The 16,636-nt window shown below is 73.7% G+C and carries 13 protein-coding genes; 5 read left to right on the forward strand and 8 right to left on the reverse strand.

Translation table 11 applies throughout. The features are described from left to right. Window positions 1-73: 73 nt before the first annotated feature. A complete protein-coding gene (locus ACZ7D7_RS26810; RefSeq protein ID WP_470827545.1) occupies window positions 74-877 on the reverse strand; it encodes a pectate lyase in 804 nt (267 codons plus the stop codon). Window positions 878-1,216: 339 nt separating this feature from the next. On the opposite strand from ACZ7D7_RS26810, the gene ACZ7D7_RS26815 reads away from it, so the two are divergent. From ACZ7D7_RS26815 to ACZ7D7_RS26825, 3 genes are all read left to right on the forward strand, one after another. Then, window positions 1,217-2,545: an extracellular catalytic domain type 1 short-chain-length polyhydroxyalkanoate depolymerase gene (locus ACZ7D7_RS26815; protein ID WP_470827630.1), complete on the forward strand. Its 1,329-nt coding sequence runs from the start codon at window positions 1,217-1,219 to the stop codon at window positions 2,543-2,545. 264 nt (window positions 2,546-2,809) lie between these two features. After that, the gene (locus ACZ7D7_RS26820; protein WP_470827547.1) at window positions 2,810-3,544 is read left to right on the forward strand and encodes a hypothetical protein; all 735 of its coding nucleotides are present in this window, start codon (window positions 2,810-2,812) and stop codon (window positions 3,542-3,544) included. A 45-nt stretch (window positions 3,545-3,589) separates the two neighbouring features. Then, a complete protein-coding gene (locus ACZ7D7_RS26825; RefSeq protein WP_470827549.1) occupies window positions 3,590-7,897 on the forward strand; it encodes an HAD-IC family P-type ATPase in 4,308 nt (1,435 codons plus the stop codon). Window positions 7,898-7,925: 28 nt separating this feature from the next. Here ACZ7D7_RS26825 and ACZ7D7_RS26830 read toward each other — a convergent pair whose 3' ends face one another. After that, window positions 7,926-9,323 (reverse strand): nucleobase:cation symporter-2 family protein, encoded by a 1,398-nt coding sequence (locus ACZ7D7_RS26830; RefSeq protein ID WP_470827551.1) that lies wholly within the window; start codon window positions 9,321-9,323, stop codon window positions 7,926-7,928. Between the two features lie 349 nt (window positions 9,324-9,672). On the opposite strand from ACZ7D7_RS26830, the gene ACZ7D7_RS26835 reads away from it, so the two are divergent. Next, the gene (locus tag ACZ7D7_RS26835; RefSeq protein WP_470827553.1) at window positions 9,673-10,107 is read left to right on the forward strand and encodes a DUF6214 family protein; all 435 of its coding nucleotides are present in this window, start codon (window positions 9,673-9,675) and stop codon (window positions 10,105-10,107) included. A gap of 13 nt (window positions 10,108-10,120) precedes the next feature. Here ACZ7D7_RS26835 and ACZ7D7_RS26840 read toward each other — a convergent pair whose 3' ends face one another. Further along, window positions 10,121-10,789: a DUF305 domain-containing protein gene (locus ACZ7D7_RS26840; protein ID WP_470827554.1), complete on the reverse strand. Its 669-nt coding sequence runs from the start codon at window positions 10,787-10,789 to the stop codon at window positions 10,121-10,123. Between the two features lie 189 nt (window positions 10,790-10,978). Between ACZ7D7_RS26840 and ACZ7D7_RS26845 the strand changes: the two genes are divergently transcribed. Further along, complete coding sequence (locus ACZ7D7_RS26845; RefSeq protein ID WP_470827556.1) at window positions 10,979-12,481, forward strand: LVIVD repeat-containing protein; 1,503 nt, start codon at window positions 10,979-10,981, stop codon at window positions 12,479-12,481. Here the strand turns inward: ACZ7D7_RS26845 and ACZ7D7_RS26850 are convergent. The 5 genes from ACZ7D7_RS26850 to ACZ7D7_RS26870 form a co-directional block, all read right to left on the reverse strand. Continuing rightward, window positions 12,469-13,152: a TetR/AcrR family transcriptional regulator gene (locus ACZ7D7_RS26850; protein ID WP_470827558.1), complete on the reverse strand. Its 684-nt coding sequence runs from the start codon at window positions 13,150-13,152 to the stop codon at window positions 12,469-12,471. The two genes, ACZ7D7_RS26845 and ACZ7D7_RS26850, sit on opposite strands and share 13 nt — an antisense overlap. A gap of 171 nt (window positions 13,153-13,323) precedes the next feature. Further along, window positions 13,324-14,013, reverse strand: a complete 690-nt coding sequence (locus ACZ7D7_RS26855) for an HAD family hydrolase (RefSeq protein WP_470827559.1) — start codon at window positions 14,011-14,013, stop codon at window positions 13,324-13,326. 118 nt (window positions 14,014-14,131) lie between these two features. Then, on the reverse strand, window positions 14,132-14,803 hold the full coding sequence (locus ACZ7D7_RS26860) for a phosphatase PAP2 family protein (RefSeq protein WP_470827561.1): 672 nt from the start codon (window positions 14,801-14,803) through the stop codon (window positions 14,132-14,134). 93 nt (window positions 14,804-14,896) lie between these two features. Further along, complete coding sequence (locus tag ACZ7D7_RS26865) at window positions 14,897-15,829, reverse strand: M56 family metallopeptidase (protein WP_470827563.1); 933 nt, start codon at window positions 15,827-15,829, stop codon at window positions 14,897-14,899. A 105-nt stretch (window positions 15,830-15,934) separates the two neighbouring features. After that, window positions 15,935-16,504, reverse strand: a complete 570-nt coding sequence (locus tag ACZ7D7_RS26870) for a DUF5134 domain-containing protein (RefSeq protein ID WP_470827564.1) — start codon at window positions 16,502-16,504, stop codon at window positions 15,935-15,937. Window positions 16,505-16,636: the final 132 nt, after the last annotated feature.

The following is a 16,636-nucleotide window of genomic DNA, read 5'->3' on the forward strand; positions in this document are numbered from 1 at the left end:
GGGACGCTCCGTACGGCCGCCTTCACTGTGGGGGGTGGCTCACCGGTGGGGGTGGCTCACCGGTGGAGGTGGGTCACTTGTAGGTGATGTCCGACGACGCGTACTTGCAGTGGGTGCCGTCGGGGCCCGAGCCGTTCTGGGTCGGCTCGTCGCCGTCGTCGTTGCCGATGTACTTCTGGCACGGCACGATCTTGCGGTCCGTGTCCCCGACGATCGTGATGTTCCGCAGGGTCGCGCTGTCGCCGTAGTTGGTGTTGATGCCGACGATCCGGCTGCCCTTCCAGGCGACCTCGACCGTGTTGAGGTTGATCGTCCGCTTGTACTGCGTGGAGCAGTTGCCGCAGGAGCGGACGAAGGTGCCGAAGTTCTTGACGGCGAAGTTCGACACGTTGAGCGTGCCGGCGCCGTTGAACTGGAAGACCTTGTCGCCGGCCTCCTTCGCGCCACCGCCGGTGACGGTGTAGACGTTCGACGACGAGGAGCCGCGGAAGGTCGCCGCGTCCTCGCCGACGTCCTCCCACCAGACGTTCTGCAGCGTGCAACTGCCCTTGCAGTGGACGCCGTCGGCGGCGGGGGCGCCGAGGATGACGTTCTTCAGGACGGCGCCCGGCTCCAGTTGGAGAATCGGGCCCTGGTCCTCGCCCTGGCCGCCGTCGCCCAGGTCGCCGGAGCCGTAGAGGCGCTTCATCCCGTAGTCCTTGGTGCCGGACACGGTGATGGTGGAGGAGACCGCCTGGCTGCCGTTGGGCGTCGGCCAGGTGGCGGCGCTCGCCGACGGGGCGCCGCTGGTCATGATCATGCCAAGCGAGAGCCCGAGCGCGGCCAGTGCCCCGGTGAGGGCGCGGCCCTGTGCGCGCGGTCGTGTCGCAGAAGTCATGTCCCGCTTCCTTCTGTCGCTGTGTGAGGGGTTCCCGGAGCTTCCGCCCCCACGCCGGACATCACCGAAGGTGCGTTCATGTATGCGAACTATGTTCGCGGTTCTGGCGATTAACACCAGAAAACCCGTCACCGACGTGGGGATCGGTCACTCCGTTGAACGGAACGTAGAGTGCAAGCGCTTTCTAGTCAACGCTTCGCGCAGAACGCGTTGAGTCGCACCCGGGTCATGGCGGGCCGAACTCCGTTTGTCCGTGGGAGCGCTTCCACGACGGACGTGCGCATGCCACGATGCTGGCCGGACGCCCCCCGACCCGCACCGGAAAGGGACCACCCCGTGATGACCCCTGCCCCCAACACCGTGCGGAGACCGCTGCGTTCGGCGGTCCTCGCGTTCGTCGCCGCGCTCGTGCCGTTACTCGTGGCCACCGTGCTCACCGCGCCGCCCGCCTCCGCCGCCTCTCCGCCGCGCGCCCAGGCCGTGCCGACGGCCCAGCTGACCGAGGTCACCGGCTTCGGCAGCAACCCCAGCAACCTGCGGATGTACGTCTACGTCCCGGACTCCGTCACCGCGAACCCGGCGGTCGTCGTGGCCGTCCACTACTGCACGGGCTCGGGCCCCGCGATGTACTCCGGAACCGAGTTCGCCTCGCTCGCCGACCGACTCGGCTACATCGTCGTCTACCCGTCCGTCACCCGGTCCAGCAAGTGCTTCGACGTCGCCTCGCCGCAGGCACTGCGCCGCGACGGCGGCAGCGACCCGGTCGGCATCAAGTCCATGGTCGACTGGGTGGTCCGCGCCTACGACGCCGACACCTCGCGGATCTTCGCGACGGGCATCTCCTCCGGCGCGATGATGACGAACGTCCTGCTCGGCGACTACCCGGACGTCTTCGCGGCCGGCGCCGCCTTCGCGGGCGTGCCCTTCGGCTGCTTCGCCACCACCGACGGCTCCGAGTGGAACAGCGCCTGCGCGAACGGCACCGTGACCCGCACACCGCAGGCCTGGGGCGACCTCGTGCGCGGCGCGTACCCCGGCTACGGCGGGCCCCGGCCGCGCATGCAGCTGTGGCACGGCACCGAGGACGACGTCCTGCGGTACCCCAACTTCGGCGAGGAGATCAAGCAGTGGACGAACGTCGCCGGTGTCTCCCAGACCCCGGCCGCCACCGACACCCCGCAGCCGGGCTGGACCCGCACCCGCTACGGCGGCACCGGTGACCGGGCCCCGGTCGAGGCGATCAGCCTCCAGGGCGTCGGCCACAACCTCTACACGTCCGGCATGGCAGCCCGCGCGCTGACCTTCTTCGGCCTGGACGGCGGAGGCGGCCCCACCCCGCAGCCCCAGCCGGGCCCCTGCAAGGTCACCGTCGCCACCAACGCCTGGAACACCGGCCTGACCGCCTCGGTCACCCTCACCAACACCGGCACGACCGCGGTCGACGGCTGGCGGCTCGGCTTCACCCTGCCCGCCGGCCAGACGGTCACCGGCGGCTGGGGAGCCACGTACACCCCGTCCTCCGGCGCGGTGACCGCCGTGAACGCCGCGTACAACGCGCGCATCGCCCCCGGCGCGAGCATCACCATCGGCTACCAGGCGACCCACACGGGCAACGCGACGGCGCCGACCGCGTACACCCTCAACGGGACGCCCTGCACGACGGGGTGAGCACCCCGCACGAGCGACGGCGCACCCCGCACGACCGCATCAGCCTCTCGCACGACCGCATCAGCACCCCGCACGACCGCATCAGCACCCCGCACGGCCCGGTGACCGAGGCGCGCCCGCATCACGCTCGGTCACCGGGGCACGCACCGTCGGCGCCGTACTCCGTCCGGAGGACATGCCGCACGGATCTCGGTGCGGGCGGATGACCTGCGCGATCGCGGGAACCCGGCAGGTCTCTGCGATGGGACGCGAGGTGAGTGAGTCATGGCAAGGCAGCAGCAGTCGTCGACGCCCCTCCCTGCGCCGTTGCGTACCGCGGCCGGACCGCTGCTGACAGCGGCCTCCGCGCTGCGGAAGGTGCCGGGCGCGGGGACGGTGGGCAGGGCGGCCGAGGGCGCGCTCGACAAGGTCGGGGCCGTGTCCCCGCGTGGCCGGCGCTTCGCGGTGTACACCGGCGCCGGCGTGCTCGGCGTCGCGGGTCTCGTGGAGTGGCCCGTGGCCCTCACCGGCGCGGCCGTCGCCTGGCTGACCCAGCCGCGCGGCGGGCAGGCGGACACGGCGGACGGCGGCACGAAGGCGTCCAGCGGCACCAAGGCGACCGGCAGCGGTGGGTCGAAGGCATCCGGGGGGACCGGGTCCAGGCCCACGGGTGCGGCCAAGACCAGCGCCTCCAAGACCAGCGCCTCCAAGACCAGCGCGGCCAAGACCACTGCGGCCAAGACCAGCGCGGCCAAGACCGGCGGGGCCAAAGCCGGCGGGGCCAAGGCCGGCGGCGGGACCAAGGCGTCGGCCTCCTCCGGTTCCAGGTCTTCCGGCGGCAAGTCCTCCTCCGCCGCCACAAAGACGTCCGGCACCAAGACCTCCGCCGCGCGCGGCAAGTCCTCCGGCACCGCCAGTAAGTCCCGTACGACGAAGTCGGCCGCGAGTTCCAGTCGGCCGAAGTCCAAGTCGGCTGCCGGTGGATCCGGCGCGCGGCGTGGGCGGACGACCAAGAGCTGACGAGCCGGCGGCGCCGACGCGAGAGTCGTGAGAGTGAGGAGCCTGATGGGCATGGGACTGCTGGCCGCCCCGTCGGCCGCCGCCGCGCTGGTGACGGCGGGGCCTCGGCTGCTCGTGCGCGGCACCGCGCCCGTGGTCGGCGCCGCCGCGGGCGCGGTGGCGGGTACCGCGCGCGCCGGTGTGCGCGGCGCGGACACCGCGGTGCGCATCGCGCGCGTCGCCCGCAACGCGCTGCCGACGGGGTCCCGCCCCTGGCGTTCCGGCACCCGGGCGCACGTCGCGCTGCGGGTCGCCGAGGCGGACCGCGTACGACGCGCGGGCGGGCTGCGGCGGGCGGCCGGCCGGGTCGCCGCCGAGCTGGCCCGCCACCCCGACGTGGCCCTCGCGTACTGGGACGGCGGGCTCGGCCGGCTGGTGGTGAGCGCCACCGGGAGCGAGGCCGTGGACCGGGTCCTCGACCGTGTCACCGAGTCGGCCGCCCGGCACGGCCTCGCGCCCGCGGACGAGGGCGCCGCCGAGATCCCGCACCCGGCGAATCCGGCCGGGGTGCGCGCGGCGGCCGCCGCCCTCGCCGCCGACGGCCTGGGCATCGCCGCGGGCCTGTCCGCGTCCGCGCTGCGGTTGCCGCCGTCGCCGCGTGCCGTGACCGCGCTCGTGACGCTGCTGCGGGAGAACCCGCGCGTACGGAGTCTGCTGCGGGCCCGGCTCGGCCCCGACCGCATGGACGTGGTGCTGGCCGCGGCCAACGCCGTCGCCCACGGCGTGGGCCAGACGCCGACCGGTCTCGTGCTCGACGGGGTGCTGCGGGCCTGCCAGCTGGCGGACACGATGTTCCGGGCCGCCGCGTTCGACGCCGTCCACGACCGGGTGTGCCTGCCGGAGCGCGTCAGCATCCCCCCGGGGACCTGCCCGCGCCCGCCGCTGCGCACCTCCCCGGCCCAGGAGTACGCCTCCCACGCCGCCACCGGCAGCCTCGCGGGCGCCCTGGCGACGCTGCTCGTCAAGCACGACGGCGCGGAGGCCGCCGAGGCGGTGCTCGCCGGCTCGCCCAAGGCCGCGCGCTACGGCCCCGCCGCCTTCCACGCCGTACTCGGCGCCGCCCTGTCCCGCACCGGCGTGCTCGTACGGGACGCCGAGCGGCTGCGGCAGCTGGAGATGGCCGGCACGGTCGTCCTGCACCCCAGCGCGCTGCGCACCCCCGGCTCGGGCGCCGACCCGTGGGCCGAGGCCGTGCTGGACGCGGCACGGCACGCCGGGCTGCGCGTCGTGATGGTCGACGATCCCGCGCTGGCCGACTTCACCGCCCTTGCCGACCACGTCGTCGGCGCCGACCGTCCGCTCACGGACGTGGTGGCCGGGCTGCGCGGCGAGGGCGTCGACGGCGGCGTCGTCACGGTCGCCCGGCCCGCCTCGGCCGACGACACCGACGTCCTGACCGGGCTCCTCGCCGGTGACGTGGCCGTCGCCCTCACCGACGCGGAGTGCGTGGTGTGGGGCGCGGACGTCCTCGCCCTGCACGGACTGCCCGACGTGTGGCGGCTGTTGAGCGCCGTCCCGGCCGCCCGCGCCATCGGCCGCAGGTCGCAGACGCTGGCCCGGTCCGGCGCCGCCCTGTCCGGGCTGCTGGTGGCCGTCGGCGAGTCCAGCGGCCGGCGGCACAGCCCGCTGCCCGGGCTGCGGCACGCGCCGGTCGACCTGAGCGCGGCGGCGGCCCTGCTCAGCGGCGCCCGCGCCGCCCTCGGCGTGGCCGCGGCCCGTCCGCCGCACCCCCGCGCCCGGGTGGCCTGGCACGCGCTCGACCCGGACGCCGTACGGGCCCGGCTCAAGCGCGAGCACGCCGCCGACCCGACCGCCGTCGACCAGGCCACGTCCCGGGTCCGCGAGGCGGCCCGCACCGTCGGCCGGCATCCCCTGCTCGCGCCGGCCCGCTGGACGGTGCAGCTCGCCCGGGCGGTGCGCGGGGAGCTGGACGACCCGCTCACGCCGGTCCTCGCGGTCGGCTCGGCCGCGTCGGCGATCCTCGGGTCCGCCGTCGACGCCCTCCTCGTCGTCGGCGCGCTCGATCTGAACGCGCTCGTCGGCGGCGTGCAGCGGCTGCGCGCCGAGCGGGCCCTGTCCGGGCTGCTGGCCGACCAGAAGCAGAAGGCCCGCGTCGCCGGCGAGGGTTCGCGCAAATCGCCCCGGATCGTGGACGCGTCGAAGCTCGTGCCGGGCGACGTGATCGAGCTGAAGGGCGACGACGTCGTGCCCGCCGACGCCCGGCTGCTGTGGGAGGACGGCCTGGAGGTCGACGAGTCGGCGCTGACCGGCGAGTCGCTGCCGGTCGACAAGCGGACCGACCCGACCCCGCGCGCGGCCGTGCCGGACCGGCGGTGCATGGTCTTCGAGGGCACCACCGTGGTCGCCGGCAGCGCCCGCGCCGTCGTCGTGGACACCGGCGACGACACCGAGTCCGCGCGCGCCGTCCACCTCGCCGCCCGCACCCCGCCCTCCGCCGGAGTCCAGGCCCGGCTGCAGGAACTCACCCGCAAGGCCCTGCCGTTGACGCTGGCCGGCGGCGCGGTGGTGACCGGCCTGTCCCTGCTGCGCGGCACGCCGATCCGCGACGCGGTCAGCGGCGGCGTGGCGGTGGCCGTGGCGGCCGTGCCCGAGGGGCTGCCGCTGGTGGCCACGGTCGCGCAGCTCGCCGCCGCCCGCAGGCTGAGCCGGCGCGGCGTCCTGGTGCGCACCCCGCGCACCCTGGAGGCCCTGGGCCGGATGGACACGATCTGCTTCGACAAGACCGGCACCCTCACCGAGAACCGGCTGCGGCTGGTCCGGGTGACCGACGCCGACGGCACGGTCCACAAGGTGGGGGAGCCGGAGGCCGCCGACACGGTGCGCGCCGCGGCCCGCGCCTGCCCCCGGCTGAACGGCGGCACGGACAAGCCGGTGCACGCGACCGACGAGGCCGTGCTCGACGCCGCCGGGGAGGACCCGGGCTGGCGGCAGGAAGAGGGCCAGCCGTTCGAGGCGGGCCGTGGTTACGCCGCCGCCGTCGGCCGGGACGCGGACGGCGGTCCCGTCCTCGTGGTCAAGGGCGCGCCGGAGACGGTGCTGCCCGCCTGCCCCGACCTGCCCGACGGCGCCTCAGGGACGGCCCACGACCTCGCCCGCGACGGCCTGCGCGTCCTGGCGGTGGCCAGGCGGCCGCTGCGCAGCGGCGAGACGGCCGCCGACGCCCTCGAACAGGCCCTGGAGAAGCTGGAGTTCACCGGACTGCTGGCCCTGGCCGATGTCGCGCGCGAGACCTCCCCGGCCCTGGTCCGCGGCCTGCGCAACGCGGGCGTACGACCGGTCATGCTGACCGGCGACCACCCGCAGACCGCCCGCGCCATCGCCGCCGACCTGGGCTGGCCGGACGACACCGGCGTCGTGACCGGCGACGAACTCGCCGCTGCCGACCGGTCCGAACGCGCCCGCATGCTGCGCGACGTCGGCGTGGTCGCGCGGGTCGCGCCCGAGCAGAAGCTCCAGGTCGTCGAGGCCCTGCGGGACGCCGGCCGGGTCGTCGGGATGGTCGGTGACGGTGCCAACGACGCGGCGGCCATCCGCGCCGCCGACATCGGCGTCGGCATCAGCGCGCGCGGCTCGGCCGCCGCCCGCAACGCCGCCGACCTCGTCCTCACCGAGGACGACCTGTCGGTGCTGATCGAGGCGGTCGCCGAGGGCCGGGCCCTGTGGCACAGCGTCGCCGACGCCATCGCCATCCTCATCGGCGGCAACGCGGGCGAGGTCGGCTTCGGCATCGTCGGCACGCTGCTGGCCGGCCGCGCGCCGCTGTCGACCCGGCAGATGCTGCTGGTCAACCTGTTCACAGACCTGTTCCCGGCGATGGCGGTCGCGGTGACACCGAAGGAGGACGGCGCGGAGAGCCCGACGGACCCCGACGAGCGCAGCGAGCCGCTCGGCACGGAACTGCTCGGCGAGCCCCTCGTCCGGCAGATCCGCCACCGCGCCCTGACGACCTGCGCGGGCGCGACGGCGGCCTGGCTGATCGGGCGCTTCACCCCGGGCACGGCACGCCGTTCCACGACGATGGCGCTGTGCGCGGTGGTCGGCACCCAGCTCGCCCAGACCCTGGCCGACCGGCGCGGCAGCCCGCTCGTGCAGGTCACGTCCCTCGGCTCGGCCGCCGCCCTGGTCGCCCTGGTCGAGACGCCCGGCGCCAGCCAGATGTTCGGCTGCACGCCGCTCGGCCCGGTCGCCTGGGCGGGTGTCGCCGCGGCGATCGTGCTCGCCCTGGCGGGACAGCGGGTGCTGCCCCGCCTGGAACGGGCGGTCGCCACGCGGCTGCCGGACACCGTGAGGTGACCCGGCGGGAGCGCCGCGCCGGGAGCGGCTAGACGGCCTCCTCGCGGGACTTCCCGGCTCCCCGCTCGCCTCCGCCGACGGATGGGGAGCCCGCGTCGGAGGTGTCCCGGCCGTCCGGACCCGCCCGCCCGGGGAGGTGGTTGAACAGCAGGTTCAGCGCGATCGCCGTCAGACAGCCCGCGCTGATGCCGCTGTGCATCACCGTCTGGAACCAGTCCGGGAACTTGTCGTAGATCGTCGGCACCCCGACCGGCAGCACGCCCATCGCGACCGCGACCGCGACCACCGTCAGGTTGTTGTTGCCCCTGAAGTCGACCCGCGCCAGCGTCCGCAGACCGCTCGCGGCGACCGTCCCGAACATCACCAGGCCGGCACCGCCCAGCACCGGCGCCGGAATCGCCGCGACCACCGCGCCCAGCTTGGGCAGCAGCCCGAGCAGCACGAGGATGCCGCCCGCCGCGGCCACCACCCAGCGGCTGCGCACCCGCGTCATGCCGACCAGGCCCACGTTCTGCGCGTACGCCGTGTACGGGAAGGTGTTGAAGACGCCGCCGAGGACGGTGGAGAGGCCGTCCGCGCGCAGTCCGTCCGCCAGCGAGCGCGGCTCCACCTTGCGGTCCGTCATCTCGCCGACCGCGATGAAGTCACCGGTCGTCTCGGTCATGCAGACAAGAGCCACCACCAGCATCGAGACGATGGCCGACACCTCGAACGTGGGCGCCCCGAAGTGGAACGGCGTGCTGATGCCGAGCCAGTCGGCGTCCGAGACGCCGCCGAAGTCCGTGAAGCCGAACGGGATCGCGACGAGCAGCCCGACGACGATGCCGATGAGCACGGCGACCCGCGAGAGGAACGCGGGCGCGAACCGCTGCACTCCCAGCACGACGGCGAGCACGAACGCGGCGAGCGCCAGGTTCCTCGGCTCCCCGAAGTCCTCCGCGCCGGCGCCGCCCGCGGCCCAGTTGCCCGCGACCGGCAGCAGCGAGACGCCGATGACGAGGATGACCGTGCCGGTGACCAGGGGCGGGAAGAACCGCAGCAGCCTGCCGAACACCGGGGCCAGCAGCACGATCGCGAGTCCCGCGACGATCACCGAACCATAGATCGCGGGCAGTCCGCCGCCCGTCGTGCCGATCAGCACCATGGGGGACACGGCGGCGAAGGTGCAGCCCTGCATGATCGGCAGCCGCACACCGAACCGCCAGAACCCGATGCACTGGATGAGCGTGGCTATGCCGCACACCAGCAGGTCGGCGGTGATGAGGTACGCCAGGTCGGCCGGCGGCAGATTCATGGCGCCGCCGACGATCAGCGGCACCGCAACGGCACCCGCGTACATCGCGAGCACGTGCTGGAGGCCGAAGGCGGCCAGGTGACGGACGGGTGGGACCTCGTCGACGGGATGCACGGGGGAGGTCGTTGCCATGGGCACTCCTGAGCGGCGGTGGGCGGAGCCGAGGGGGCTTGCGGGGACAGAGGGACCAGGAGACAGGTCCAGTCGGGGTCGGGGGAACCGTCCGGCAGCGAAAAGTTCCGGACAGCACGAGACCGTATGCGCCTTGAACAGTTTGTTGATTTCCGCCGTGTTGCCGCCGCGTGACCCGGCCCAGGGGAGGAACCGCCCGTCGCCCGCCCGCTCCGCCGGCAGGGTGCAGTGACCGGCGGCGGCGCGTGTCCGTTCGTATGGAGTGTGATGATGCGGTTACGTTCCGTGTGTGCTAGAAGCATCCTTTCTTAATCTGTCCGGTCGCCGCCCGGCGGACGGTGCTGTTTCCGTGCGGCCCGCGTGGGAGGTGCGGGAGGGTGACGGCGCCACGTCGTGGTTCGACGTGCGGCTGGAATTCGCCGACGGCGCGCGCGTCGACGCGCTGGCCGTGCGGTCCGGGCGCGGCGTCTGCCTGGAGGACGTGCGCGCCCGGCCCGCGCTCTCCCTCGACGACCTGACCGTGCTCGCCGACTGGCTGGAGGGGCCGCTCGCCGACGCCTGCGGCGTGCCGCGCCGGCCGGAGGGTGACGCGGGCACCGGCAAGGGCGCCGACGAGGACGCCACGGAGCTGGCGGCACGCGAGTACCGCGCGGCGCAGGAGAGCGGCGCCGATCCCGTCCTCGCGGTGATGGCCGCGACCGGCCGCGACCGCCGCGGGGCGCTCCGGCTCATCGGTCGGGCCCGGGACGCAGGCTTCTTGACGCCCCGTCACATCCGGCGCTGACCTGCCGATTCACTCACAGCAGTTCCCGCATGCGCGTGATCTCGCTCGTCTGCTGGGCGATCACGTCGTCCGCCATCTCCTCGATCTGCACGTTGTTGCCCTGCGCCTTCACGTCCACGGCCATCGTGACCGCACCGTCGTGATGCGTGATCATCAGGGTCAGGAAGAGCTGGTCGAACGCCTTCCCCTCGGCCGCGCGCAGGTTCTTCAGCTGCGCCGCGCTCGCCATGCCGGGCATCCCCGCGTGGTCGTGCCCGCCGTGCCCCTCGGGCTGTTCCTTCTCGCCATGGGTCTTCAGCCAGCCTCTCATGGCGTCGATCTCCGGGCCCTGTGCCGCGGAGATGCGCTCGGCGAGCTTCTTGATCTTCTTCGACTCGGCGCGTTCCGGGACGAGTTCGGTCATGTCGAGCGCCTGCGTGTGGTGCTGGATCATCATGCGCGCGTACGCGACGTCGGCGGAGTTGGGGGAGTCGTCGCCCTGCTGCGCGGCGGCCTCCTCCGGGGACAATGTCCGGTTGTCCTCGCCGGGCTTGCCCGGCGCGATGACCGAAGGCCCGCCCGCGGTGGCGGCCTTGGTGTCCGGTTCCGCGGTGCAGCCCGCGAGGCCGAACACGGCCGCGGCGGCCAGGGCGGCGAGCGAGGCCGGGGCGAGGATCACGCGGGACTGGCGGCGGGAGAACACATCGACCTCCTGTGACGGGCGTGTTGAGCGCACCTTGTGGGTGCGATGAACGTCCTAGCACGCTTCCGTGGGTTACTGATCAAAAAACTTCATTGCGGGTTTGTTGCCCCCTGTTGGTATGCGCATGGCGAGGACGATACTGCGTGGTGCGTGAACCGTTCTTGTCTGAACGGCGCTAGGGAGGAAACAGTGATCCTGTTGAACAACCCTCGAACCCGGCGCAGACGGCTGGGTGTTGCCACCGCGGCGGCCGGACTCCTGGCCTCGCTGCTCGCGGCGGGCCCGGCCGCGGCCATCCCCGATCCCGGGGACGGTCCGACGAAGCAGCGGGGCGTGTCCGAGAGCACCGAGGCGGAGGTGCGTCAGGCCATAGGCGACGGCGAGATACCCGGCCAGGACCAGGTCGTCCACTCGGCCAACATCGAACACGTCGTCAACATCCCCAAGGACACGCTGCCCGGCACCAACTCGGACCTCGCCTTCCAGGGCAAGTACGCGTTCGCCGGCAACTACGACGGCTTCCGGATCTTCGACATCAGCAACCCGAAGGCCCCGAAGACGGTCGCCCAGGTCCTGTGCCCGGGCTCGCAGAACGACATCTCGGTCTCCGGGGACCTGCTGTTCCTGTCCACCGACTCCTCGCGCAGCGACAACAGTTGCAGCAGCACCAGCCAGCCGGCGACGGAGAAGTCGTCCTGGGAGGGCATGAAGGTCTTCGACATCAGCGACAAGTCCAACCCGAAGTACGTCGCCGCCGTCGAGACCGCCTGCGGCTCGCACACCCACACGCTGGTGCCCGAGCGCAGGAACGTTTACGTCTACGTGTCGTCCTACTCGCCGAACGCCGCGTTCCCCGACTGCCAGCCGCCGCACGACGGCATCTCCGTCATCAAGGTGCCGCGCAACGCCCCCGAGAAGGCGGCGGTCGTCTCCTTCCCGGTGCTGTTCCCCGGTGAGGGCCCCGACGGCGGCGGCAACCCGGGCGCGCCCACCAACCCGGGTGTCTCCAAGACCACCGGCTGCCACGACATCACCGTGCTGCCGAGCAAGGACCTGGCCGCCGGCGCCTGCATGGGCGACGGCATCCTGTTCTCCATCGAGGACCCGGAGAACCCGAAGGTCATCGACCAGGTGCAGGACAACGTGAACTTCGCGTTCTGGCACTCGGCGACCTTCAACCAGGGCGCGAACAAGGTCGTGTTCACCGACGAGCTCGGCGGCGGCGGTGCGGCCACCTGCAACGCGGCCATCGGCCCGAACCGCGGTGCCGACGGCATCTACGACATCGTCGGCAGCGGCGAGGACAGCAAGCTGGTCTTCCGCAGCTACTTCAAGATCCCCCGCCACCAGGCGGCCACCGAGAACTGCGTGGCCCACAACGGCTCGCTGATCCCGGTCAAGGGCAAGGACCTCATGGTCCAGGCCTGGTACCAGGGCGGCGTCTCCGTCTGGGACTTCACCGACTCCGCCAACCCGAAGGAGATCGCCTACTTCGAGCGCGGCCCGCTGTCCACCGACCGGGTCGTCACCGGCGGTTCCTGGTCCGCGTACTACTACAACGGCTACATCTACTCGAACGACATGGCGAAGGGCTTCGACGTCCTGAAGCTCAGCGACCGGCGCACCGACCCGGCACAGCGGGTCCGTCTGCACGAGCTCAACGTGCAGACGCAGCCGGACTACTTCGACTGACCCCGCGCGGGGTGCTCCGGCGCCCCGGTCGCGAAGTAGCGCGACAGGTCCGTCTCGCACGTCCCGCCGGACGCCTCGGTGTCCGGCGGGACGCCCATCTCCCAGTCCAGCCCGTACCGCGTGAACAGCTCGGCCCGCAGCGCCGGCACCGGCATCGGGGCGCCCGGCATCAACGCGGCGTAGACCGCGCCCATCAGCAGGGCGCGCAGCATCGGGTAGTCGTGGTCCACGTCCCGCGATCCGCGCCGGGCGACGGTGTCCCGCAGCAGCTCGGCCAGCCGCCGCTGCTCCGGACACGGCAGGAAGCCCTCGGCCTGCAGCAGCCCCGACATGTGCTGGCGCATCAGCACGGGCCGTTCCCGGGCGAGGCCGAGGATCGCGTCGATCGCCCGCGCCAGCCGCTCCCGGCCGTCCTCGGTGCAGGGCTCGCGCTCCAGCGCCTCCTCCAGCGTGCGGTGCATCAGGCGGTGCACCGCGGACTGCACGAGCTGGCGCTTGCCCGGGAAGTAGTACGACACCAGGCCGCGGGCCGAACCGGCCCGGTCGGCGATGTCACCGAGGGTGGTGGCGTCGTAGCCGTGCTCGCCGACGAGCTCGACCGCCGCCTGCAGAAGCCGCTCCTTGGAGCGCCGCCGCAATTCTTCATTGACCGAGGCGCTGCGCGGGGACATGCTGTAACTCCTGCGTTGACTGGCTGCCAGCCAACTATACTCAACGCATCCGGGCCGGCCCCTTCGCGGGGTCCGGTCGGTGCTGCCGTCCGTCTCGGGCGACGCGGGGGATCGTCCGAGACGGACGTGCGGCATGCCCGGGTGGAGACAGTCGCGCCGTGGGGCGCGGTGTCAGTCCACGAGGTCCAGCACCGGGCGCAGCGCGTCGGGCCGGTCGGCCGCCGGAAGGTGGTCGACGAAGTGCAGCCGGCAGCCGAGGGCCGTGGCGCCGCCGTCCGCCCGACGGTCGTCACCCACCATCACGGTCTTGCGCGGATCGGCGCCCAGCGCCTCGCAGGCCACCGCGAACAGCCGCGGATCGGGCTTCTGCACGCCGTGCTCGTACGACAGCACGTAGGCGTCGATCCATGGGTCGAGGCCGTGCGCGCGGAACACCGGCCGAGGGTCCCAGCCGATGTTGCTGACGACGCCGACGGGGACACCGCGCTCGCGCAGCGCCCGGAGGACCTCCGTTGCGTCCGGGTAGGGCCGCCAGGCCGCCGGAGCCATGTGGCGGTCGTACAGCGCGTCGTGCAGCGCCGGGTCGGGCAGCGGCACCTGCCGGGACAGGCCGGTGTAGGCGGCGCGGTGCAGTGCGGCGCTGCGGTCGCGGTCCCGCCAGGTCTCGGCGAGTTCCTCCGGCACGCGCAGCGGGGGAGCGCCGCCGGGCAGTGCCCCGGCCTCCTCGAGTGCCTTCGCCGCCGCGGCCACCTCGCTCTCCGGGAGCCGGATCCCCGCCTCGTCGAGCGCCCCGCGCAGCCAGGACTCGGTGGGCTCGACGCGGAAGAGAGTGCCGGAGAAGTCGAAGAGCACGGCGGTCATGGGCCGATCCTACGAGGGCCGATTCCGGCGCGGGGATGACGGTTCCGGCCGAATGCGGGCCGAATGCGGCGGAGGAAGCGGGGCTGAGGGAGGAGGAGGCGGCGGGGCCGGGCCGGGATCAGGGACGCAGGCGCCGGTGGGCGAGCACCGCCAGCGTCACCGTGAGGGCGCCCAGGAGCCAGCCGCCCACCACGTCCGTGGGCCAGTGGACGCCGAGCCAGATCCGGGTCAGGCCGACGCCCGCCACGGAGATCACGGCGACCGCCAGCGCCGTACGGCACAGGACGCGCCCGGCACCGTAGTGGTGCAGCAGCCACAGCAGCAGGCCGGACACCACCGTGGCCGTCATGGCGTGGCCGGAGGGGAAGGCCGCGAAGTGGGCGGAGTCGACCGGGTCGGGCCACACGGGCCGGGGCCGGTCGACCGCGGCCTTGAGGCCCTGCTGGAGCAGCGCCGCGAGTGTGCAGACGACCGCCAGCCACGCCGCCGTCCACAGGGCGGCGTGCCGCACCAGCAGCCACACGGCTACCGCCGTGCAGAGGATGCGCATCGTCCAGGGGTCCCACACCCAGTCCGTGAGGATGCGGAAGGCCTGGGTCAGGCCCGGTTCGCCGACCGCCCAGCGGTGCGTGGTGCGGGAGACGTCGCCGTCCAGCCCGATCAGCGGCCGCCACTCGGCCGCGACGAGCACGATCAGCACCGCGGAGCAGGCCGCCAGTACGCCGGTCCATCCGACGGCGCGGCGGTGCTCGGGCGGGCGGGGCGGGGAGTCGACGGACGGGGTAGCCATGTCTCGATCCTCGCGCAGTGGCGGGGCGCGGGGCCAATCCCGGCGTCGCACTTCGGCCGGTAAGAACGCCACGGCCGGGACGCCTACGCTCGTCTAGCCGAGAGCGCGCAGGCCGGGGACGAACGCCACCAGGACCGGGATCACCGGGACGAGCGAGGCCGCCGCCGTCAGTTGCAGGCGCCGGGTCGCCGGGAGCCGGTCCGGGGGAGTGAGAAGGCGGTCGACCCGGTGCGGCACACGGGCCTGCGGCGTGGGGCAGGGGCCGAACACGCCGCGGTCCTCGTTGAGTTCGACCAGGGCGAGCGCGGTCGTGAGGCGGCCGAAGCGGCGGGAGGCCATGTCGTCGGCGGCGAGTTCCACCAGCCGGTGCATCTCGTCCCGGAACACCGCGAACACCCGCACCCGCGGAAAGCCGTCCGCCAGCGCGGCCGAGCAGTGCAGCAGCCAGTGGTGCCGGGCCAGCGCGTGCCCCTCCTCGTGGGCCACCACCGCGTCCAGCTGCCGCCCCTTGAGCCGCCGCAACGCGGCCGTCGTGACGACCAGTTGGCCCTCCGCGCCGGCCAGCCACCACGCCTCCGGCCGCTCGCCCTCCAGGACCACGAGCCGGCCCCCGCGCTCCTCGCCCGGCAACAGCGGTGCCCGCAGCAGCAGTTCGGCACGGCGCCGCCGACGCCGTACCTGGGCGCGGGCGACCTCCCGGACCAGCATCACCGCACTCCACACGCCGCCGCACGCGAGGGTCACCGCGGTCGTCGCCGCCCACGGGCCGGCCGTACCGAGCGCGTACGCCTCCACGACCGCGTGCGGCGCGGACGCGAACACGTGCCCGCCCACCGCCCGCCACGCCGCCGCCGCGCTCAGCGTCATCGACAGCGCGCAGCACAGCAGGACGGCCGCGATCACGCACTGCCACACCCACAGGGCGAGCACCGGCTCACGGTCCGGCCAGTCGGCACCGGCGAGCAGCCGAGGGGCGACCACCGCGGTCACCGCGCCGAGCAGCAGCAGGACCGCGGGGAGGATCATGGGGGCAGCCTACGAGCACGGCGGCGTCCGTGGTGGGGCATGCGGGGCAAAGTGACGCAGGCAACGGCGGTCGTGTGACCGCGCCGGCTGTCCCTGCGGCCGCCGTCACAGCGTCAGCAGCATGGCCAGCATCGCGATCCCCATCGACAGCCGGCACGCCCGCGCCAGCTCCGGACGGTCGCCCCAGCCGGTGCGCCCGGCGGCGGCACCCGCGGGCGCCGTGCCACCAGGCCCGGGGGTGACCGGCACCAGCCGGAACCCGGACACCAGCACGTACCCCACGAAGTAGAGCAGCAGCAGCCCGGTCAGCAGCGGGACGTCCGCGCCCGTGTGGGCGTGCGCCCGGCCCGTGGAGTCGGCCATGACGGCGGCCATGTAGACCATGGCCGCGGCCCCCACCGTGTGATGCAGATGGTGCGCGTCCGTGCGCGCCGCCCACAGGGCCCGCAGCCCGGCCGCCCCGAACACCAGCGCGTAGCCGGGCCAGGCCCACCACGGCGGGCTGAACGCCGCCGCCGGCACGGCCATCACCGCCATGCCGAACCCCATGAGTGCCTCGCCGCCGGCCGCCCGGCGCTGCTCCTCGACACCGCTGCGCATCCGCAGCAGACAGTAGACGCCGGTCGCCGCGCACAGAGCGACCAGCAACCACCCGGACGATGCCGGTCCGTGCACACCGACCTCCCCGCTCGAGCCGCACGGTCGGTCAAGGGCTGCCCGGCCCCGTCGGCGCGCACGCGAGCGCAGGGATGTACACGGGGAGCATTCGGGGGAGCGCGGCGAGTGACCGGCCCACATCGACGAGAA

The organism is Streptomyces sp. NPDC037054 (assembly GCF_055606745.1).